Origin of the sequence: Myroides oncorhynchi (genome assembly GCF_020905415.1) — a bacterium.
Classification (GTDB): domain Bacteria; phylum Bacteroidota; class Bacteroidia; order Flavobacteriales; family Flavobacteriaceae; genus Flavobacterium; species Flavobacterium oncorhynchi_A.
The window spans coordinates 2,462,102-2,484,238 of the sequence record NZ_JAJJMP010000001.1; the positions used below are offsets into that span (position 1 = coordinate 2,462,102).

Below are 22,137 nucleotides of genomic sequence, written 5' to 3' on the forward strand. Positions count from 1 at the left end.
TGGATGAAGTGATGATTGTTTCTAATACTATAGAACTATTTAAAGTAGGTTCTTGATAATAAACTCAAAATATTTATCTTGCAGTTACAAAAACAACAAAACATGAAGAAAGTTATATTATCAGCCTTTGTACTATGTGGAAGTATATTACAAGTAGTAGCACAGAACCCACAGGTGTATAAAAATGGAGTAATCGTATCCGGACATCCAGAAGCAAGTAGAGTAGGAGTAGATATTCTTAAAAAAGGAGGAAATGCTATTGATGCTGCTGTGGCAGTAGAGTTGGCTCTGGCGGTGGTGTATCCTAATGCGGGTAATATAGGTGGTGGTGGATTTATCGTATATCGCAGCCACGATGGAAAGGTAGATGCACTAGATTATAGAGAAAAAGCGCCTATGCAGGCGAGAGAGAATATGTACTGGGGTGGAGATGGAGAAGCGATTACGGAGTTGAGTATGAAAGGTGGGTTAGCATCAGGAGTACCTGGTACGATCGATGGAATGGTAAAAGCACATGCTAAGTATGGTACGTTAAAATGGGAGGAGTTGGTACAACCTGCTATTGATCTAGCTGAGAAAGGGTTTTATATTACTGAAAAACAAGCAGGAGAGTTCACTAAGCAACACGATAATTTTGTGAAATTTAGTACCCAAAAGACATCTATCACAGATAAATCACAATGGAATAAAGGAGATTTGTTTGTTCAAAAAGATTTGGCTGAGACACTTAAACGCGTTCAGAAAGAAGGAAGAAAGGGATTCTATGAAGGGAAGACTGCACAGTTAATCGTAGAGGAAATGAAGAGAGGGAATGGGATGATGACACTGGAGGATTTGAAACGTTATGAAGCGAAGTGGAGAACGCCAATCACAGGAGAATATAAGGGAATGAAGGTTATCTCTATGCCACCACCAAGTAGTGGAGGGATAGCGTTAATCTCGTTGTTCCAATCTATAGAAAAATATCCGTTGTCACAGTGGGGATTCCAGTCTGAGAAAACAGTGCAAGTAATGGTAGAGGCTGAGCGTAGAGTATATGCAGATAGAGCGGAACACTTAGGAGATCCTGACTTTTATAAAGTTCCAGTAAAGCAACTGGTAAATAAAGATTATAATGTGGAGCGTATGGCATCTATGTCTTTTGACAAGGCAACAAAGAGTGCTGATATTAAGGCTGGTACGTTAGGGGGATATGAGAGTGAAGAAACAACGCACTATTGTGTCGTGGATAAATGGGGAAATGCTGTGTCTGCGACGACTACATTAAACGATTCGTATGGTTCTAAGACTATTGTAGGAGGTGCGGGATTCCTATTGAATAATGAGATGGATGATTTCTCTGTGAAACCTGGTACACCTAATATGTACGGACTAGTAGGAGGAAAAGCTAATGCAATAGAACCAGAAAAGAGAATGTTAAGTTCAATGTCTCCAACAATTTTAGAGAAAAATGGAAAGTTGTACATGGTAGTAGGTACACCAGGCGGATCGACAATTATTACTTCGGTATTCCAAACGATATTAAATGTTACTGAGTTTGGGATGAACATGCAAGAGGCGGTATCAGCACCTCGTTTTCACCATCAATGGCTTCCTGATCATATCGATTATGAACCAACAGCAATTACAGCTGGTGTGCGCAAAGCGCTTACTGATAAAGGATATATCCTAAAAGAGCGCAAGCCTTATGGACGGGTAGAAGGAATCTTAGTAAATAAAAATGGTACTTACCAGGCAGGAGCAGATACTCGTGGAGATGATGTCGCTGTAGGATATTGATTTAATAAGGAATTAAAAAATAGAAATTTATGGCTTTTAGTCATAGTAATATAAAGGCTGTCTTTGATTAGATGGTCTTTTTTTATGAGGTCTGTTTTTTTTGATTGTAGATGTTAAACGAGATGTTGATTGGTAATGAAGTTTGTGCGTCTCGCTATGTCCTTCTGACGTAAGGAAGAATCTCACTCGTAATTCTATGCACTCCTTACAAGCTATCTCCAGATAATGAGATCCTTCCTACATATTCTGCTTTTGCAGAGTTTCTTAGGAAGACATATCTAGGGGAGATTCGTTGTGTGTTGAATTGGGGATATTCGGATTCTGGGTTTAAAGTAAAAAACTCTGATATGTAAGAGATTACAAATTAAAAATTCATTATATTTAGAAGACTTTTTAAAACTTCTGGCTTATGAACACCACATTAATTAATAAGACCGTTGCTATATATCCTTTTGTTGATGAAAAGGGGATGTATGGATATTGTAATCAAGATAAACAAGTTGTCATTATTCAGCAGTATGCTAGTGGAGGATTATTCACTAAGTCTGGTTATGCGGTAGTACGTGATAAACAAGGGATGTACGGTGTGATAGACCTAGAGAATAAAGAGGTGTTGAAGTGTCGATATGATCGAATAGAGTTGTATGAGGTTGGGTGTTTTACGGTAGCTAATATTGCGCAGTCGTATACTGTTCATAGTCGTTTTTGGCAATGGAAGTTCCTACCTAACTTTAAAATTCTGAGCACTAGTTCTTCCTTTAAACCATTGTGGGGAACAGATGTTATGAGAGAGAGAATAACCGTATTAGCATTAGATACAAGACAGGTATTAGATACAAAGACGATTACTAAAGATAATCTTTATGGAAGTGGCACATCTATTAAGATAAAACAGATCGGTAGTAAGTTAATTCAGGTAGGAGATGATCTATATTTCGCAAAAAAAGATAGATTAAAACGGATAGTCAAAAAAGTAGTTAGTACTTATGACAATGGGCTACGCTGGGTGAGAAAAGTGAATGAGGAGGAGGTGAGTGTGTATAATCTGAAAGGCAAACGAGTTAAATCCTATGAAGTAATTCCTCAACCTATTTTTCTAATTACGTATAAAGGGAAGGAATATAAGGTGTGCATGCAGACGGCTAAGTCTCACTTAATGGCTAAACCGACGATTTGTAGAGATACGGTAGGAAATGGAAGGTATTATGTCAACTATGAGTTTGATATGTATGTTCCTGTTCATCTCAAAGTAATTGATGTTAAAAACGAACGCAGTATACAGGATATTTGGAAGAATGTATTGAATATTTATCCCGTTGTCTCTAAACATTTTTTTATCGTAGAAGTATCACCTGTTATAGTAGAGAGTAGAGTACATGAATTCTATATTTTAACGAAACATGGTGTACTTAAAGATTGTCTAGATAAACCAAGCGATTATTCTATTACCTCTTATTATAATGAGGTACTTTGGCCTGCAAAAGAACTACTAATAGATCAGAAAGATATTCCTCAGGGATTCTTATTAGAGAAGATTAGAACGATAAGTAGTATAAAAGAACCTCTTTATTTTGTATCTATTAAAAAGGATCAAGTAAGTAGAGTAGGAGTGTGGAATTTAGATCTTCGGGAGTGGTTGTTATCGCCTGTTTTTTATTCTTTGCATTTGATGGATAATATTAAGTTTTGTGTATTCCAGTTAGAAGAAGATGGCTTGTATGGGATATTAGATATTACTACTAGGACTGTTGTGTATGAACCTGTATTTACCGATGTAAAAGGAGGGGCAGAGTACTTAGCTAAAGTTGAGTTAGAAAGAGAGAAGGATGAAGTAAAGAATGTATATAATTGTTTTTATATAAACTTAGTGAGTGGAGAGGAGTTCCATCCTGGAAAAGATATTTTAGAGTTTAAATTTAAATTATTATAACGAAAAAGCCTATATAGATTAGACTCATATAGGCTTTTATTTTAAGGTTTATTGTTGTACTACTTTATGTCTTTTTTTCTTGAGTAATTGTAATCTTGTGGTACGTAAACTATCGCGTGTTTGTTTTCTTAGATACTCATGGTGTAAGAACCATCCACCGACACCTCCTATAATACTGCCAATCACGATATCAATAAAGCGAGCTAGTATTAAGATATTAGGGGTGCTGATGATAGGATTACCAGCCTCTGCAAGGAGCACGGTAAGCGCTGTAATAAAGATAACAGCTACAGCATAGTTGCGCGATATAAACATTTCTATAATAAACTGAAGTACCATTATACAAATACATAAATATAATGGTGCTGTAGAGGCTGAGATAAGTGCCCAACAAAGTCCTAGTCCGACAAATGTGCCAGCAATGCGCTGTAGTGCACGTTGCCAGACGTGATATAAAGAGATACCTTGCATAATGGCAGCACAGGAAATAGGAATCCAATAAGGGTTGTCAAATTTCAATAGATGACCTACCAATAAAGAAATACACATGAAGGTACCTACAATAACAGATTTGATAAGGTAATCAAATTGGTCTTTGATTGGGACAGGACGTACTAGACGTATCGTTGATTTGCTGTTGTATTTCTTACCTACTATTACACTATATATTAGAGCTAGAGTACAAGCAAACATAGTCCCTATGACTATATATCCTAAACGGCTAGGGATGGTAGCTAAGTTAAAAGGCATATTACTAGACATTGAAGCTATCATAATAAAAAAGAAGCTACCAGGAGGGCGTGTATTAAAATATAGATTGATCCAATGCACTGCGGTGACAAATACACCGAAGGCTATAGCAGAGACTATAAAGTTAAAACTAAAGGATATGCCAACAGCAAATGATAACATAAACCCAAATGAGCATACTAACATAGTAATCATTCGCTGTGGTATAGGTATATTAGAGGGTAGATACAGGATAACTAATCCTGCTAAACAGGCTAGTAACCCTGCTTGTAAGTTATCGAAATACCATCCTGTTAATAAAGGTACTCCTGTGGCTAGCATTGCCATTAAAGGGATATGCCATAATCGCTCACTGTGTTTTAATTTAAAAAGTGTTTTGCTCTCTTGTTGTAACAAGTTTACAAAAAAGTTATTCTTCATTTCGTTGATTCTAAAAGACTTCTCAATTGAGATAATTGCTGTGGAAATGCTATTACTTATCGTGTAGATATAAGAGATAAGTTGTTTTTTTAGTATTGATAAGCATTTGAACAAGACAAAGGTAATAAATTCGGCTGAAAGAAGTAAAAGATAGGGAGTTGAATTCGATTTGTCAATTATGAGCATTAAATATTATATACAGTATTACTTAATCATTTTTTTTAAGAATCAAAGAATGTAAGTATAATTGTATATCTTTAAAATAAAAAGTAAATATGGGAGAAATGAAGTACGTAATTGATGGATTGAAGAGAGCTGAGACTAGTGTTATTAAAATGACATTTAGTAAATTTTCTAGTTGGATTAAATTTAAAGTAGGATACAAGGGAACAAATGGAGAGATGACTTTTACCTATAGTCAGTTTATGTTTAGCTTTACTAGGTCAGGAGGTGCTGTTGAATATAGAGTAGTACCTGTTAAGCATGTTATTTCTTATTCTATCACAGACATAGACAGTCAAAAATCACTTTTAAAATTGTGGTTAAGAAATAACGAGTGTATTGAATTAAATTTTATAGGAGAAGATTTAAAGGAAATAATAAAGATGTTATCTTCTATATATAACAATATGAGTATTTAAAATAATATCCCTACAAAAACTTGTAGGGATATTATTTTAAATACTTAAGAAAGTTGCTGCTTAAAATTATAAATTTTCTCACTCAATTGAGCAGCTAGATCAGACTTTTTAATTGTTCCATTACTAAAGTTATCTTGAAAACTAGGTAAAGAGAATTGTGTTTTTATATTTCCTCCGAAATACGGAAATATAGAAGAAGCACTCTGCATAACAGATTGCCCTCCTCTTGGACCAGGAGAAGTAGAAAGCAACATCATTGGTTTATTTTGGAAGAAGTTTTTCTCTACTCTAGATCCCCAATCAAATATATTCTTAAATGCTGTACTAAAGGTTCCATTGTGTTCTGCTAAACCTATTATTATAGCATCAGCATTCTTTATTGCTTCGTTAAAATCTAAAGCTTGCTTTGGTACGCCTTGATTGTTTCTGTCCTGAGAATATATAGGCATTTCGTAATCGTTAATGTCTAATATGTTGATATTGTGCTCTTCAAATTGAGCAGTTACACTTTTTACTAATTCTAAATTTATTGAAGTGCTACTGTTTGTAGCAGCAAAAGCTAATATATTCATTGTTTTAATCATTAATGTTTTGATGAAACAAAGGTATAAGGACTAATGTCTTTGTGTACTTAATCTAGGATAAGATTTAAATAGTTTAGATATTTTCTGGACAAACTTAACTCAGTTGTAATATTTATATTTTAAAAATTTTATTTTTTTATTATTTAAAGGTATAAAAGAAGTAATAGGTATAGAATATTTAAAGCTTTCAAAGAGAGTGTACTGTATTGTTTAATCTTTTTGTGATTTTTATGAATTATTTTTTTTAAAATAACTTAATAAACATTGTTATTGTATTGTTTGTTGTTATATTGGTGTTTATTGTTATTTTATTTAAGTTAAATTTGCTATAAAATATAATTACTATGAAAAAGAAAATTATCCCTTTAGTTGTGCTTTTAGGTACAATAGGAGCATATGCTCAAACTGGTATAGGAACTACACTACCTCATGGAACAACAGAGTTAGAAATTTCCTCAAAAGACAAAGGGGTGCTTATACCTCGCGTGGAATTAGTTAATGAGACAGATGTTAATACTGTTAAGGGTGGAATTTATCCAGAAAGTTTATTGGTTTATAACACAGGAAAAGGTTTGTCTAAAATTGAGGCAGGTTTTTATTTTTGGGCCGCTGACAAATGGAATGCATTAGTATCAAATAGTACATTAATTAAGTATATTAAAGAGACAGCTAAAGACGGGGATGTTAGTATAACTACTAATGATGGTAAAGATTTTATTTTTACTTGGATTGATAAGACTACAAAAGAAGAAAAGACAATTACTTTAGGAGATTTAATTAAATCTTTAGAAACAGATACACCTATTAATGCAACAACTAAAAAAGTTGGTGAAGCAATAGTAAACACAGGGGAGTATAAATATAAGTCAGAGAAATCTGCAGAGATTACTATCAATGTAGTAGAGGATGTTGCAAATAACTTTGATAAGGTAATAAATAACAACGAGTTTAAAACTGTGTTTAATAAATACCTAACAGAAAATGTGGAGGGTAATGTGGTTTACAAAAACAACAAGTTTTATTATACAGTAAAAAATGGAGATACTTATGAGCAAAAGGAAATTACCATTGAAGAAATAATAAAAGACAATGCGTATTTGGCATCATTACAAGTAACACCAGTGGATGAAAATGTTGGTAAAGTACTTGGAGGATTTAAGTTCTCATCAGGTAAAGCAGGAGATGCAGAAGTTAAGTTTGCAGAGACTCTAACTACTATAGCAAAAGCAAAACAAACAGGAACAGACCCAGGGACCAACTTTATAGCCTATAATTATAAAGATGAAACAGGTCAAAATGCAACATCACAGATTACCGTAACATCAGATGTTATTGAAAGTTTTAATGAGATTATAAAAGACACAAAAGTAATAACAGAGTTAAATAACTTCATATCTGGAGCAACAGGAAGTGTAACTATAACAAAAGGTCCTACAGGAGATGTAATTATCGGATATAAAGATGGGGATAAAGTAGAGACAGTTAATTTAACAACACTTATTGGCGAGAAGGAAACTAAAACAACAATAACTGTTGGCGAGGAAACACCAGGAGGAAAACGCACTGGAGTTTATACATATAAAAACGAGGACAAGGTAGATGTACAAATTACAGTAGTAGATGATATTACAAATAATTTTGATAAAATAATCAATACAAAAACAGTCCAAGATATTATCAATAAGTATTTAAAAGAAAATGCAGAGGGTAATGTTACCTATGAAGGAGGTAAGTTTTATTATGTAAAGAATGAAGCAGGAAAAATAACTAAAGAAGTTATTGATATATCTGATTTGGTAAAATTCTCTGAAACAGATACACCTATAAATGCAACAACTAAAAAAGTAGGTGAAGCAATAGTAAACACAGGGGAGTATAAGTATAAGTCAGAGAAATCAGCAGAGATTACTATCAATGTAGTAGAGGATGTTGCAAATAACTTTGATAAGGTAATAAATAACAACGAGTTTAAAACTGTGTTTAATAAATACCTAACAGAAAATGTGGAGGGTAATGTGGTTTACAAAAACAACAAGTTTTATTATACAGTAAAAAATGGAGATACTTATGAGCAAAAGGAAATTACCATTGAAGAAATAATAAAAGACAATGCGTATTTAGCATCATTACAAGTAACACCAGTTGATGAAAATGTTGGTAAAGTACTTGGAGGATTTAAGTTCTCATCAGGTAAAGCAGGAGATGCAGAAGTTAAGTTTGCAGAGACTCTAACTACTATAGCAAAAGCAAAACAAACAGGAACAGACCCAGGGACAAACTTTATAGCCTATAATTATAAAGATGAAACAGGTCAAAATGCAACATCACAGATTACCGTAACATCAGATGTTATTGAAAGTTTTAATGAGATTATAAAAGACACAAAAGTAATAACAGAGTTAAATAACTTCATATCTGGAGCAACAGGAAGTGTAACTATAACAAAAGGTCCTACAGGAGATATAATTATCGGATATAAAGATGGGGATAAAGTAGAGACAGTTAATTTAACAACACTTATTGGCGAGAAGGAAACTAAAACAACAATAACTGTTGGCGAGGAAACACCAGGAGGAAAACGCACTGGAGTTTATACATATAAAAACGAGGACAAGGTAGATGTACAAATTACAGTAGTAGATGATATTACAAATAATTTTGATAAAATAATCAATACAAAAACAGTCCAAGATATTATCAATAAGTATTTAAAAGAAAATGCAGAGGGTAATGTTACCTATGAAGGAGGTAAGTTTTATTATGTAAAGAATGAAGCAGGAAAAATAACTAAAGAAGTTATTGATATATCTGATTTGGTAAAATTCTCTGAAACAGATACACCTATAAATGCAACAACTAAAAAAGTAGGTGAAGCAATAGTAAACACAGGGGAGTATAAGTATAAGTCAGAGAAATCAGCAGAGATTACTATCAATGTAGTAGAGGATGTTGCAAATAACTTTGATAAGGTAATAAATAACAACGAGTTTAAAACTGTGTTTAATAAATACCTAACAGAAAATGTGGAGGGTAATGTGGTTTACAAAAACAACAAGTTTTATTATACAGTAAAAAATGGAGATACTTATGAGCAAAAGGAAATTACCATTGAAGAAATAATAAAAGACAATGCGTATTTAGCATCATTGCAAGTAACACCAGTGGATGAAAATGTTGGTAAAGTACTTGGAGGATTTAAGTTCTCATCAGGTAAAGCAGGAGATGCAGAAGTTAAGTTTGCAGAGACTCTAACTACTATAGCAAAAGCAAAACAAACAGGAACAGACCCAGGTACAAACTTTATAGCCTATAATTATAAAGATGAAACTGGTCAAAATGCAACATCACAGATTACCGTAACATCAGATGTTATTGAAAGTTTTAATGAGATTATAAAAGACACAAAAGTAATAACAGAGTTAAATAACTTCATATCTGGAGCAACAGGAAGTGTAACTATAACAAAAGGTCCTACAGGAGATATAATTATTGGATATAAAGATGGAGATAAAGTAGAGACAGTTAATTTAACAACACTTATTGGTGAGAAGGAAACTAAAACAACAATAACTATTGGAGAGGAAACACCAGGAGGAAAACGCACCGGAGTTTATACATATAAAAACGAGGACAAGGTAGATGTACAAATTACAGTAGTAGATGATATTACAAATAATTTTGATAAAATAATCAATACAAAAACAGTCCAAGATATTATCAATAAGTATTTAAAAGAAAATGCAGAAGGTAATGTTACCTATGAAGGAGGTAAGTTTTATTATGTAAAGAATGAAGCAGGAAAAATAACTAAAGAAGTTATTGATATATCTGATTTGGTAAAATTCTCTGAAACAGATACACCTATTAATGCAACAACTAAAAAAGTTGGTGAAGCAATAGTAAACACAGGGGAGTATAAATATAAGTCAGAGAAATCTGCAGAGATTACTATCAATGTAGTAGAGGATGTTGCAAATAACTTTGATAAGGTAATAAATAATAATGAGTTTAAAACTGTGTTTAATAAATACCTAACAGAAAATGTGGAGGGTAATGTGGTTTACAAAAACAACAAGTTTTATTATACAGTAAAAAATGGAGATACTTATGAGCAAAAGGAAATTACCATTGAAGAAATAATAAAAGACAATGCGTATTTAGCATCATTGCAAGTAACACCAGTGGATGAAAATGTTGGTAAAGTACTTGGAGGATTTAAGTTCTCATCAGGTAAAGCAGGAGATGCAGAAGTTAAGTTTGCAGAGACTCTAACTACTATAGCAAAAGCAAAACAAACAGGAACAGACCCAGGTACAAACTTTATAGCCTATAATTATAAAGATGAAACTGGTCAAAATGCAACATCACAGATTACCGTAACATCAGATGTTATTGAAAGTTTTAATGAGATTATAAAAGACACAAAAGTAATAACAGAGTTAAATAACTTCATATCTGGAGCAACAGGAAGTGTAACTATAACAAAAGGTCCTACAGGAGATATAATTATTGGATATAAAGATGGAGATAAAGTAGAGACAGTTAATTTAACAACACTTATTGGTGAGAAGGAAACTAAAACTGATATTAAAAAAACTAATGCAGCTGGGGTAGAGGTTGCTATTGAAACTAAGCCTGCTGTAGGAATGATATTCTATGAATATGAGAATGAAAATAAAGCAAAACGCTATATCAGTGTTTCTCAGGATGTAAGTGATGATTTTAGTAAAATAGTTGAAAATAATAAGACTATTTTAGAGAATTTGATTAAGCAAACTGGTGGAAATGCTTCTATTTCTAAAGATACAAATGACAATATTATTATTACTAATATTGAAACAAAAGAAGACTTTAATATTACAGATCTTATCAAGGCTAATGGAGCTATTGCTAAATTAGAGCTTACCGCGGCTGCCAATAATGTAAATGCGGTTAAAGCAGGTTTTACTTTTAATGATGGAAAAACTAGTTCTAGTGATGTGAAGTTTGCTGAGACATTGACTAAAGTGACTATGGTTCCATTGAAGATATTTGTATATGAAGAAATAGATCCTAATACATTTGAGAGTAAGAAAGTTCATACAGAAATAGAACGACCTAATGAAGTTCCTGAGGATACTTATATAACTAATAAATTTGTTTATACAAATGAAGCAGGTGAGGAAATAGATATTAAAGGAAGTGATTTGTTTGGTGGTAAAGACGAAAATGGAAATGCAGGAGGAAGTATTGAAACACTAACGTCTTTATATCTTGATCCAAATTATGGATCTGATGGAACTAATAAAGGGACACCAGCTTTAGTTTATAGTGATGAAAAGCGTGCTTTAAATCCTATATTAATCTCTAAGATGTTTCAACAATCAGAGACAACGACAACTTTAGAATTATCAAAAGTAAATAGAGAATTAGTATATACTAATGAGTTAATATCTCAAGAGCAACAAGAATTGAAAGATAAAGCGATTGTAAAAATACCTTTAGATGATTTAATACAAGAGCCTTGGTTTGTTGCTAAATCTGCAACTCAAACTTTTAATAAACAAGCAACTAAAAATGATGAGGATATTTATACAATGGGGTGGGTTGGAATTGGTTATTCTGAAAAATCTGAGAAGGCTAATGATATAAAAGAGCGTTTGAGAGTTAATGGTAGTATCACAGCAACTAATAGCTACTATGCAGATTATGTATTTGAAAGTTATTTTAACGGATATTCTTCTTTAAAATATGATTATAAGTTTAATGATTTAAATTCAGTTGATAATTTTATTAGAACTAATAGGCATTTACCAGGAATCACTCCTATTAATGAATTAAGAAAAACAGATACTGGTTATTCTTTTAATGTTTCAGAATTATCAATACAGTTGTTAGAAAAAACGGAGGAATTATTCTTACACGTAATTGATCAACAAAAAGAGTTAAACGCGAAAGAGACTCGTATAGAGAAGTTAGAATCGGAAATGTCTGAAATGGCTAAGCGTTTACAGGCATTGGAAGTATTGTTAGTTAAGTAGTAATTATTAAATTTTGTATTGATGAGAAGTAAAAATCTATATATAAAGTCATTTCATTCGGTTGTATTAATAATGATTGCATTTTTATTGAATGTGACATTATTGTTTTCTCAAAATGATATGACAAAGATAAAAGACGGTTCTGTGGGAGCAAGTACTCCTACAGCAGTGTCGTTTTCTATTTTGGAATTAGAAAGTACTACAAAAGGTTTTCTATTGCCTAGAATGACTACAGAGCAAAGAAATAGTTTAACTCTTAAAATTACAGATAAAGTAAGAGGTAACGGTTTGGCGATTTACAACACAGATGATGATTGTATCAATTACTGGAGTAGCTTATCTAACAAATGGCTTAGTATATGTGGGGCATTGCCACCAGCTACTATGGAGTTAAATTGTAGTAAGATTTCTTTAAATGCAACTGGACAAACTGAATTAACTCAAGGAAGAAGTCTAAAAGATACTGATATTTTGTATGTATCTGTTAATGTTACTCATACAGGTTCTTTTTCTATTAGTGCTATTACAGAGAATGGTTATTCATTTAGTAAATCGGGAGTGTTTGAAACAACTGGAGTATATACTATTGCTTTAGAGGGATTTGGAACTCCAATGGCAGATAATATTAATCCAGGAGACGTTGTTTCTTTTTCTATGAATGGGAAAAAGAATACTACATGTACAGATTTTAAAATAAAAGTAAAGTCTTCAGCAATTGATTTTGAAGTATTAAATGCAACTCCTATTAGCTGGAAAGCCTATAAAGGGATTGCTTTAAATGCAGAAATAAACAAGATAGAACTTGAAGTAAAAGTTAATACAGCTGGTTTCTGGAGAATTCAAGGTGATAAAACAGAAAATGGGATTAGTTTAAGTGGATCTGGTGAGTTTGATCAAGATCAGGTAGGTAAGAATATTAAAATTTATGTTTATGCTCAAGGTAGTCCAAGAGATGTAGGAATAAATAAATTTAGTTTTGTTACTAACTCTGCAAATAATAAAACTCCTAATGTGACTGTCGATATTACTGTTTTAGCAGCAGCTTTTGAACTTGCTTGTGACCAAGTTGCTGAAAAATTTGTGCCAAGAGGAGTGTTTCAAGAAGGATCAACACTTAATAGAGGAAATTCTATTACTGTACCAGTTAAAGTTGTTAACCCAGGTTTAATTGATATTGAAATGACTGGATCTTTTACAGGTTCAGGTTCTACCGCGATAGTGAAATTTAGCGCACCAGGTACTTTCTTAAGTAAAGCAGGAGAAGTGCAATTGATAACATTATATGCCAATAGTGTTAAAGTACCATTAAATACAACAGGGATTACATTAACTGGTATAACACCTGGTTCTGTTACTTTTTGTAATAATTTCCCTATAATTACTGTAACAGAACGTTCTAAAGTGTATACTGTTAATTGTAATTATGTATCTCCACTAAGAATGATTAGAGTCAATAGAGCTTTAGTAGCTGGACAAGATGGATTAAATGTTAGTGTCGACGTGGGATTTGCTGACAATTATACAATTAAAACAAACGAACTCAATGGTGTATCATTTGAACAAAGTGGTGTCTTTACTGATGCAGATCGCGAAAAGGGAACTACAGAAGTTATTCTACCTGGTAGAGGAACTCCTTTAGAGGCGGGAATTTTTAATTTTGAGATTACAGTTATAGCAAAAGATGGCAAAGTAATACAAACATGTACTGTACCTATTAGTTTTGTAGGACCTGACATAACAATTCTTGCTCTAGGAACACAAGCTTATGCTCCTACTGGAAGAGGTGATGGATATGGAACTAATGCTATTTTAAATAATTCAAGATTATTTGGTCCGAATGGGATTGTTAAGGTTAATAGTATTAAGGTTTTGACAAATAATTATATAGCAAGATTTCCTTCAAATTTACGTTCATATTTAGAAGCGAATAACGTTGATATTGTATTGATTGGATATCCTACCACTTATGGTTATGATGAACGTGTAGTTCTAGAAGATTTCATCAAAAGGAAAAAGATTGTAGTGATTATGGCTGATGAATTAAATTTAAGAGATAATCCTAGTACTTCTACTATTGGATCTACAAATCAGCTTATTGCAGATCTTGCTGGAAGTTCTTATCTACCAGCTTACATAGGTTCAGCTGGAACAAATTCTCAATATACATTAGTTAATAAAGTTGTGGGACCAAATACTGATCCTATTGTTAGTTCTGAGTTTGGGTCAATGTTTAATGGGTACTTAGGAAATGATTATAATGCGCGCATATCATATTTTAAAAATTTACCATCTGATTATGTTCCAATAGCAGTGAGTACTGAAGACTCAAGTTTAGTTTGGATATTTAGACATAAGACTTTAGGATTTATTTTCTTAGGTGATGGAGGTATTTTTGCTGGAAACACAACTAATAATTCAAATGTTATTTTCCCTGTTAAGTTTGATGCTAGCGGAACGTTGCTAAGTAAGAGTTATTTGAATTATGGTAAGGGGGGAACTTATCAAGTTCAAAATAGTTTATTATATGCTAATACTTTGAAATGGGCTATTGAATTTATATTAAAAAATAAATAATTGAACTTTTAGGCTAGAGCATTAGCTCTAGCTTATTTTTAATTTAAAATCAGTTTATGAAAAAATATATGAATTATAAATGCTTTATTAGGGGTGTGTTGATATTGTTTTTAACTTTATTTGTTCACTCTAATAATGTATTTGCCCAAATACCTCAAACGGCTAAGGGTACTCAAATATCTGATAATACAGCACCTCATACATTAGACCCTTTAGCATTTAGTCTACTGGAATTAAACTCTACTGAACGTGGATTTTTAATGCCAAGAATGACTACTGCTGAACGTTCTAATATTCCTACAAGTAAATTGATTGCAGGGTTAACCATTTATAATACGACTATGGGATGTGTGGAGTTTTATAATGTTACTCGTCAAATATGGATGAATTTATGTGGTGATGTCGAACCTGCAATTTTTACTATTCCTACTGAAAAATGTAACACTATAAAGATTAGTGGTGATTATATTCAAGGAATGCTATTAGATGTAAGAAAAAATATTATTACATTAGAAGTAAATGTTAGTTCCCCTGGAACATTTGATATTGAAGCTATTGCTTATGATAATACCACAGGAACAGAGAATGGCTATGTATTTGAAGCTAAGGGAGTTTTTCCAAATAGCGGAAATTTTTTGTTAGTTTTAAAAGGTCAAGGAACACCTAAAAAAGGATATGCTAATGTTAATACTAAAGATAAGATAACATTTGTTTTAAATAAAAAACTATCTACATGCTTTGTGTACAATCATGTAAAACCTGATTTTGAACCTTTGGTAATTGCTTTTGATTGTTCTAATCCTATTAAGACTGAAGGTGTATATAAAGAAAAAATAGCTTTAAATAATGGCAATAGAATCATAGTTCCTTTTAAAGTAACTAAAGCTGGTAGAGCAAAGGTATATGGGGAAATACCTGTTTCTGGAAGTCAGACAGAGGTTATAAAATATGAGTCTAATCAAATTGATTTTAGACCAACATTACCAGGAGAGGTGCAGGAAGTGATTTTGAGCCCTAGTTTTGATACAGGAAAGCCTACCACAGGCGGTACTCTTAATGGTAAGTTGAAGCTGGTATCTAATGGGAAACATGATTATGATCCATTTGTTGATCCTATTGAACAAATAGTAGATGGTTGTAATTTTAGTATAGAAGTAGCAAGTGATGGCCCTAAGTACAGTATTGGAGCAATTAAGTTGGAAAGTAAATTTACATCTCAATTAGACACGAAGGATAAAAATGGAGCATCTGTAACATATGGAACGCCTTATATTACTCCTAAAACTAATATGGGGACCAATGGAACTACTGATTTTCAGGCTGTAGTGACTATAAGCCCAAAAGCAGCAGGTCAATATGTAATTAAATCAGAGAAAATTAATGGAGTATGGTTTGAGGGAACTGGTACTATTTCGGATGCTGATGTAAGGGCAGGTATTAAAACGATAAGATTACGAGCTTATGGAAAATCTGATGTAGATTTGCCTCTTGTTTTGGGTAGATTTGATTTTACAGGAAATAATCTAGACCCAGCTCTTAGCAATACAGGCACTATGTTTGTGGATTTTGTGTATAGGCCAATGAATATGTATTCTATCGGAGGTGGGAGTGATCAATCTTGGCACCCAGGTGGGAACAACTTAAATGCTACGTGGTCAGCAGGACCTAGAACAGTTCGTCAATATAGACATTTTAGCTGGGATGGAGTTGTCCGTATTGCTAATCTTAATATTTTAGATATTGATGTTTTTGATGCAAAAGTGACTGGACTTAATACAAGTGTACATATGAGTTCAACGTCTGCTATTAACGTTTCTACTTTTAAAGATAATTTAAAGAAAGCTGATATGGTATTTGTTGGTGGATATGGTGGTTCAAATTTAACAAAACGACCTCAACAATTAAGTGATTTAGCTCTTTATGTTGGCGTAGAGAAAGGAGCTTTAGTATATGGTGAGGGAGATGTTGCTACGATGCAGAGCTTTTTTAGTAATTTAGGACTTAGTGGTACTGTTAGTAATAATACTGCTACAGGGGCGGTTTATAGAGTAGAATCAAATTCACAAGTTCAAAGTAGATTGATTATTGGTGTATTTAATAAGTATTTTAGTTCTGGTGATGCATTAGGAGGATTAGCGGGGTTGTCTTTAGGAGGTCATGGTAATAATACTCAAATAACTTTTAACATGTCCACCAGTGATGTAGTTCCTATTGCAGGTAATAATGGAAGCTTTGCATTTGTTCATAAAAACTTAGGTTTTGTAGGAGTTGCTAGTTCTGTGTTTATGGGAGGTTTTTATAATGATGGAGGTGGAAATAATTACTATCCTTTATCTGCAACTACTGATGGGACACCTTTGAAAAGAAATCTTGATGGTAAAGGAGCTTATAGTTATAATTCTTGGTTTTTATTAAATTTAGTGCATTGGGCTATTGATTATGCTCAAACTAATCAACCTAATGAAATAAAACCTAAGTAGTAGCTATTTAGATTGAAATCATTTTTTTAATACACTATAATTTAAAATGTGTATTTTAGTTTTTCTTTATTATGAATCTATAAAAAAGTCATCTATTCAAATCTTGAATAGATGACTTTTTGTATAAAGGTTCTTTAGTTAATCTTTACATTAATTTATTTCCTTTACTTCTTGGTAAATCCAGAATACTTTAACAAAGCATCGATAGTAGGATTTTTACCTCTAAAGTCTTTATATAGTTTATCTAAAGGTACAGAGTTACCTCTTGAGAAAACTTTGTCTCTTAGTATTTGACCATTATCACGAGTCATACCACCATTTTGTTCTAACCAATCATAAGCATCAAAATCTAACATTTCTGACCATTTATATGAGTAGTATCCAGCGGCATATCCTCCAGCGAAAATATGACTAAAGTATGTAGAGCGGTATCTTGGTGGAACTGTTGAGTTGTCCAAACCGTATTTAGCTAAAGCTTCTTTTTCAAAAGCAATAACATCTGTTATTTTTTTATCAATTGAAATAGTATGCCATTCCATATCTAATAGAGATGCGCCTAATAATTCTGTCATGCTATACCCTTTGTTAAAGTTGGCAGCATTTTTCATTTTCTCTACTAAAGACGCTGGAATCACTTCACCTGTTTTATAATGTTTAGCATAGTTTTTTAATACAGAAGGCTCAAATGCAAAATGTTCGTGAAACTGTGATGGAAATTCTACGAAATCACGAGATACACTTGTGCCAGATAGAGTAGGGTAAGTTTGATTGGCAAAGAATCCGTGAAGCGCATGTCCAAATTCGTGGAACATTGTAATTACGTTATCTTGCGATAGTAAGGTAGGTTGACCTTTTGCAGGTTTAGGGAAGTTCCCTACATTGTATATTACTGGTAATTTATTTAATAATTTAGATTGTCCAACAATGTTGCTCATCCAAGCACCACCGCGTTTAGAATCCCTTTGATAGTAATCTGTATAGAATAAACCTACTTGGCTGTCATCTTCATTAAAGATTTCGTATACTTTAACGTCTTCCTGCCATACAGGAATATCTTTTCTCTCTTTAAAACTTAAGCCATACAACTGCTTTGCCATGAAGAAGACTCCATTTTCTAAAACAGAATTCATTTCAAAGTATGGCTTTAGTTCATTTTGGTTTAAAGCATATTTTTCTTCTCTTATTTTTTCAGCATAATAATTCCAATCAGCAGCTGTTAGAGTAAATGGATCTGCTTCTTTATTGATTAGTGCTTGTATATCTGTAGCTTCTTGTTTTGCAGCGTTTACAGCATATGGACTTAAATCTTTTAAAATATTGATAGCATTTGTAGGTGTTGTAGCCATCGTGCCTTGCAAGCTCCACTCAGCGTAATTGTTAAAGCCCAATAGTTTAGCTTTTTCAGCACGTTTTTGTACCAAAGTAAGAATAGTTGATTTCGTATCATTATCATCTTTTTTCTCTGCTCTGATCCATGCTTGATCAAATAGTTTTTTTCTAGTCTCTTTATTTGTTAATTTATCTAGATCAGGTTGCTGGGTTGTGTTATTTAATGCAATTAAGTAACTACCATCAGTTTGTTTGATTGAGTTTAGTTCATCATCTGATAATCCAGTTAACTCCGCTTTTGTAAATTTTACTCCACCTTGTTTAGTAGCAGCTAAAAGTTTATCACCAAATTGATTGTTTAAAGTGGCTAATTCTTGATTAAGTACTTTAAGCTTCTCTTTATCCTTAGTGGATAAGTTAGCTCCAGCTATCTCGAAGTTTTGGTAATAAACATCTAATAATCTAGCTTGTTCTTCGTTTAATTTAAGTGCAGCTTTGTTATCATGAAGTTTCTTGATACGTTGAAATAGTCCATCATTTAAATAGATTGCATCATTATGGGCTGCGAATTTAGGAGCTAAGTCTGCATTTATTTCTTTTAACTTGTCATTTGTATGAGCACCTGTAAGTAGCCCGAAAATTGAACTAACTCTATCTAGTAATTCACTTGATCGTTCAAGAGTTTCTAATGTGTTTTCAAAAGTAGGTTCATCTGGATTGGCTACGATTTTATCGATGGCTTCAATTTGACGACGCATTCCTTCTAATAAAGCAGGTTTAAAGTCTTTATTTTTGATGTTTTCAAAATCTGCTGTAAAATAAGGTAGTGTACTTTCGTTAAAGAAAGCATTACTTTCATTCCAATCTCCAGATGAGGCTGCTTGATTCTTTACTTTATTGCACGACATTGACAAAATAGATGCTCCTGCAACCACACCTAGTACGGTTTTTTTAATTCTCATAAATATTAAGGTTATTGTTAGATTTGCTCAAATATAAAGAATTATGATGATTTCGGAAGAATATTGTATTTAGGCGGTTGTATTATTGTGTTTTTTTGTAATCAAGAAGTAATATTATTAATTATGCTGTTGAATGTATTATCTGTTTTTGTAGATTATTTATAACACTATTAAATAATGATTACAAATTAGATTGTATTTTTATATTAAATTTTTAGAAGGTTAACCTTGAATAGTTAAGGATGAATAGGATTATTGTTACAAGTTTTATTTTGTTGATTTATGGCTCTTTGTTAGGACAGAATTCTTTGTTAAGAGAAGAGATTTCCAAGAAACATGATTTGATTGAAGGAAATAAATTAGTAGAAGTTTTGGAGAATGAATTGGTAATAGATAGTAAAAATGTTAATAGATATCAGCAAGAATACAGTATAAACAAAAGTGGAAGTTATAAGGATGGTCGTGTTTTTCAGCTACGAAGAATTGATAATGGAAATTTACCTATTTTTTATTCAACACAAAATGCCTTAACAAGGAAGATATTAGAAGTAGATGATTTAGAAAAGGGAGGGGATCTTCGAGTTGACTTGCAAGGTAAAGATATGATTATTGGTATTTGGGATGGACAAGCTGTCTTTGATAAACATCGTGAATTTATAAAGGAAAATAGAAGTAGAGTCTTACTTAGAGATCATAGTATTTCGATTCATGCTTTATGGGGACTTGAATTATTAGATGCAGAGAAAGCGAAAAGCCATGCTACACATGTGGCAGGTACTCTTATTGCAAAGGGTGTTAATCTGAATTCTAAAGGATTAGCACCAGAAGCAACGATATGGAGTTATGATTGGAATAATGATATTGTAGAAATGGCAAATGCTGCACAAGAAGGACTTCTTGTGTCTAATCATTCTTATGGTATCTCTGCTATAGATGATGAGCTTAAACCACTATTACCTATATCTTATTTTGGTTATTATAACAAAGATGCTTATCAAATGGATCAATTGACTTACACCTTTCCTTATTATCAACCAGTTGTTTCGGCTGGTAATGATAGAGAGTTTTTTTCAATTATTAATCCGTCTAAGAAAGAAAATGACTTATTATTAGGTAATGCAAATTCAAAAAATGCGGTAGTAGTTGCTGCTGTAGGATTGAATGATTATGGTAAGCTGGAAATAGCTAAGTTTAGTAGTTATGGACCAACTAGTGATTTTAGAATTAAACCTGATATTGCTGCACCAGGTGTAAAAGTTATATCTACAGCTTACGAGCTATCAAGGAATAATACTAATGATGCAACAGATATATATAAGGCTTCAAGCGGTACTTCAATGGCTGCACCTGCAGTTTCTGCAATTCTTACCCTGTGGCAACAAGGATATATAGAAACGTTTGGATTTCCAATGCGTTCTGCTTCACTAAGGGCTTTATTGAGCCATACAGCTTTATACATAGAAGAGCAAAAACCTAATCAAAAGACTGGTTGGGGAGTTGTAAACGCTCATCGTGGTATTAGTTTATTACAAAATATAAAAAAGGATGTCGCTATATTAAAAGAAAGTGTTTTATTAGAAAAAAAGGAATATGAATATAAGTTCAATTTAGATCAGTATACAAAAAAGTTGCTTGTTACTCTTAGTTGGACTGATCCTGAAGGAGATTATAATAAATTCTCATCATCTAGTGGTTTAAATGTAAAGAAATTAGTTAATGATTTAGATGTACGTGTTTTTAAAGATGGAGTAGAATATAAACCGTGGTATTTAACCAAGGATTATAGTTATTTGACTGCTTTTAAAGGAGATAATGATGTTGATGTAATAGAGCGTGTTGAAATAGATGATGCTGAGTCTGGCGAGTATGTAGTAATAGTTAATCATAAGGGAAATCTAAGATATGGGAGACAGGATTTTAGTTTAATTATTAGTGATGATAATTTAAAAGGAATTGAAAAGGCTATAAATGCTAAAAGTGTTGAGCCTGATAGTATTTTGGTTTGGCCTAATCCTGTTGAAAATGTTGTAAATATAGAAGTCACAAAAGACAAGGTATTCCATATTTCGGATTTAGAAGTATTTGATTTAAGTAATAGGTTGGTTAAGAAAGTAAAATTTGGTTCTACTAATCGAGCAGTGATTGATATGACTGACCTCAGTAAAGGAGTATATTTACTTAATATTAATGTTGGAGGAGAAAATATAAGAACAAAACTGATCAAGAAATAATTAGACACATAGACTTTTTCTTAAAAATACAATCAAGTATAACCCGAAGCTATTCGCTTCGGGTTTTTTTATGCACTTTAGTGAACAGCAGCCTCTTCAACACTTCTTCAAGAGTTTTTCAATAAAAGGCTCTTCTAGCAGAGCAATCTTGTGGTAATGTTGAAGGGGATGGTATAGAGGTAGATGTTTGTTGGGCTTAGGAGGTATTAGGCAATTTATAGGGAAATAGTAGAAATATGTATTAATAACTGAAAAACAATTAGTTGTAAATTTAAACACACATAATGAGAACGAAAAAAACTATACCACTTTTTGTCCAAAATCTAGGTAGAAGGTTAAAATAGAACTGATTAATAGAAAAAAGTAGCTGTAAACAACACAATAAACGTACATAATAAGAAATAGACACAGCCCAAAACAAGAAAGTAAGGTACAAA

The 22,137-nt window shown here is 32.5% G+C and carries 10 protein-coding genes; 7 read left to right on the forward strand and 3 right to left on the reverse strand.

Going from position 1 to position 22,137, the window contains the following annotated elements; all coding sequences use genetic code 11:
• The first annotated feature begins 102 nt into the window (after nucleotides 1-102).
• Nucleotides 103-1,779, forward strand: coding sequence for a gamma-glutamyltransferase (ggt, locus tag LNQ81_RS10915; protein ID WP_229946666.1), 1,677 nt, complete (start codon nucleotides 103-105; stop codon nucleotides 1,777-1,779).
• A 409-nt stretch (nucleotides 1,780-2,188) separates the two neighbouring features.
• On the forward strand, nucleotides 2,189-3,709 hold the full coding sequence (locus LNQ81_RS10920) for a WG repeat-containing protein (RefSeq protein WP_229946668.1): 1,521 nt from the start codon (nucleotides 2,189-2,191) through the stop codon (nucleotides 3,707-3,709).
• 48 nt (nucleotides 3,710-3,757) lie between these two features.
• Here LNQ81_RS10920 and LNQ81_RS10925 read toward each other — a convergent pair whose 3' ends face one another.
• A complete protein-coding gene (locus tag LNQ81_RS10925) occupies nucleotides 3,758-4,879 on the reverse strand; it encodes an FUSC family protein (protein WP_229946670.1) in 1,122 nt (373 codons plus the stop codon).
• A gap of 284 nt (nucleotides 4,880-5,163) precedes the next feature.
• On the opposite strand from LNQ81_RS10925, the gene LNQ81_RS10930 reads away from it, so the two are divergent.
• The gene (locus tag LNQ81_RS10930) at nucleotides 5,164-5,520 is read left to right on the forward strand and encodes a hypothetical protein (RefSeq protein WP_229946672.1); all 357 of its coding nucleotides are present in this window, start codon (nucleotides 5,164-5,166) and stop codon (nucleotides 5,518-5,520) included.
• 44 nt (nucleotides 5,521-5,564) lie between these two features.
• Here the strand turns inward: LNQ81_RS10930 and LNQ81_RS10935 are convergent, their stop codons facing one another.
• Nucleotides 5,565-6,092, reverse strand: coding sequence for an NADPH-dependent FMN reductase (locus LNQ81_RS10935; RefSeq protein WP_229946674.1), 528 nt, complete (start codon nucleotides 6,090-6,092; stop codon nucleotides 5,565-5,567).
• Nucleotides 6,093-6,448: 356 nt separating this feature from the next.
• Between LNQ81_RS10935 and LNQ81_RS10940 the strand changes: the two genes are divergently transcribed.
• From LNQ81_RS10940 to LNQ81_RS10950, 3 genes are all read left to right on the forward strand, one after another.
• Nucleotides 6,449-12,124 carry a hypothetical protein gene (locus tag LNQ81_RS10940; RefSeq protein ID WP_229946675.1) on the forward strand — a complete coding sequence of 1,892 codons (5,676 nt, stop codon included), beginning with the start codon at nucleotides 6,449-6,451 and terminating at the stop codon, nucleotides 12,122-12,124.
• 120 nt (nucleotides 12,125-12,244) lie between these two features.
• Nucleotides 12,245-14,698 carry a hypothetical protein gene (locus LNQ81_RS10945; protein WP_229946676.1) on the forward strand — a complete coding sequence of 818 codons (2,454 nt, stop codon included), beginning with the start codon at nucleotides 12,245-12,247 and terminating at the stop codon, nucleotides 14,696-14,698.
• Between the two features lie 56 nt (nucleotides 14,699-14,754).
• Nucleotides 14,755-17,178: a hypothetical protein gene (locus tag LNQ81_RS10950; protein WP_229946678.1), complete on the forward strand. Its 2,424-nt coding sequence runs from the start codon at nucleotides 14,755-14,757 to the stop codon at nucleotides 17,176-17,178.
• A gap of 164 nt (nucleotides 17,179-17,342) precedes the next feature.
• On the opposite strand, the gene LNQ81_RS10955 is transcribed toward LNQ81_RS10950, so the two are convergent.
• The gene (locus LNQ81_RS10955) at nucleotides 17,343-19,469 is read right to left on the reverse strand and encodes a M3 family metallopeptidase (protein ID WP_229946679.1); all 2,127 of its coding nucleotides are present in this window, start codon (nucleotides 19,467-19,469) and stop codon (nucleotides 17,343-17,345) included.
• Between the two features lie 242 nt (nucleotides 19,470-19,711).
• On the opposite strand from LNQ81_RS10955, the gene LNQ81_RS10960 reads away from it, so the two are divergent.
• Nucleotides 19,712-21,700: a S8 family serine peptidase gene (locus LNQ81_RS10960; RefSeq protein WP_229946680.1), complete on the forward strand. Its 1,989-nt coding sequence runs from the start codon at nucleotides 19,712-19,714 to the stop codon at nucleotides 21,698-21,700.
• Nucleotides 21,701-22,137: the final 437 nt, after the last annotated feature.

Coding starts and splice junctions, on each gene's coding strand:
- ggt (WP_229946666.1), top strand. CDS start 103: ATGAAGAAAGTTATATTATCAGCCTTTGTACTATGTGGAAGTATATTA.
- LNQ81_RS10920 (WP_229946668.1), top strand. CDS start 2,189: ATGAACACCACATTAATTAATAAGACCGTTGCTATATATCCTTTTGTT.
- LNQ81_RS10925 (WP_229946670.1), bottom strand. CDS start 4,879: ATGAAGAATAACTTTTTTGTAAACTTGTTACAACAAGAGAGCAAAACA.
- LNQ81_RS10930 (WP_229946672.1), top strand. CDS start 5,164: ATGAAGTACGTAATTGATGGATTGAAGAGAGCTGAGACTAGTGTTATT.
- LNQ81_RS10935 (WP_229946674.1), bottom strand. CDS start 6,092: ATGAATATATTAGCTTTTGCTGCTACAAACAGTAGCACTTCAATAAAT.
- LNQ81_RS10940 (WP_229946675.1), top strand. CDS start 6,449: ATGAAAAAGAAAATTATCCCTTTAGTTGTGCTTTTAGGTACAATAGGA.
- LNQ81_RS10945 (WP_229946676.1), top strand. CDS start 12,245: ATGACAAAGATAAAAGACGGTTCTGTGGGAGCAAGTACTCCTACAGCA.
- LNQ81_RS10950 (WP_229946678.1), top strand. CDS start 14,755: ATGAAAAAATATATGAATTATAAATGCTTTATTAGGGGTGTGTTGATA.
- LNQ81_RS10955 (WP_229946679.1), bottom strand. CDS start 19,469: ATGAGAATTAAAAAAACCGTACTAGGTGTGGTTGCAGGAGCATCTATT.
- LNQ81_RS10960 (WP_229946680.1), top strand. CDS start 19,712: ATGAATAGGATTATTGTTACAAGTTTTATTTTGTTGATTTATGGCTCT.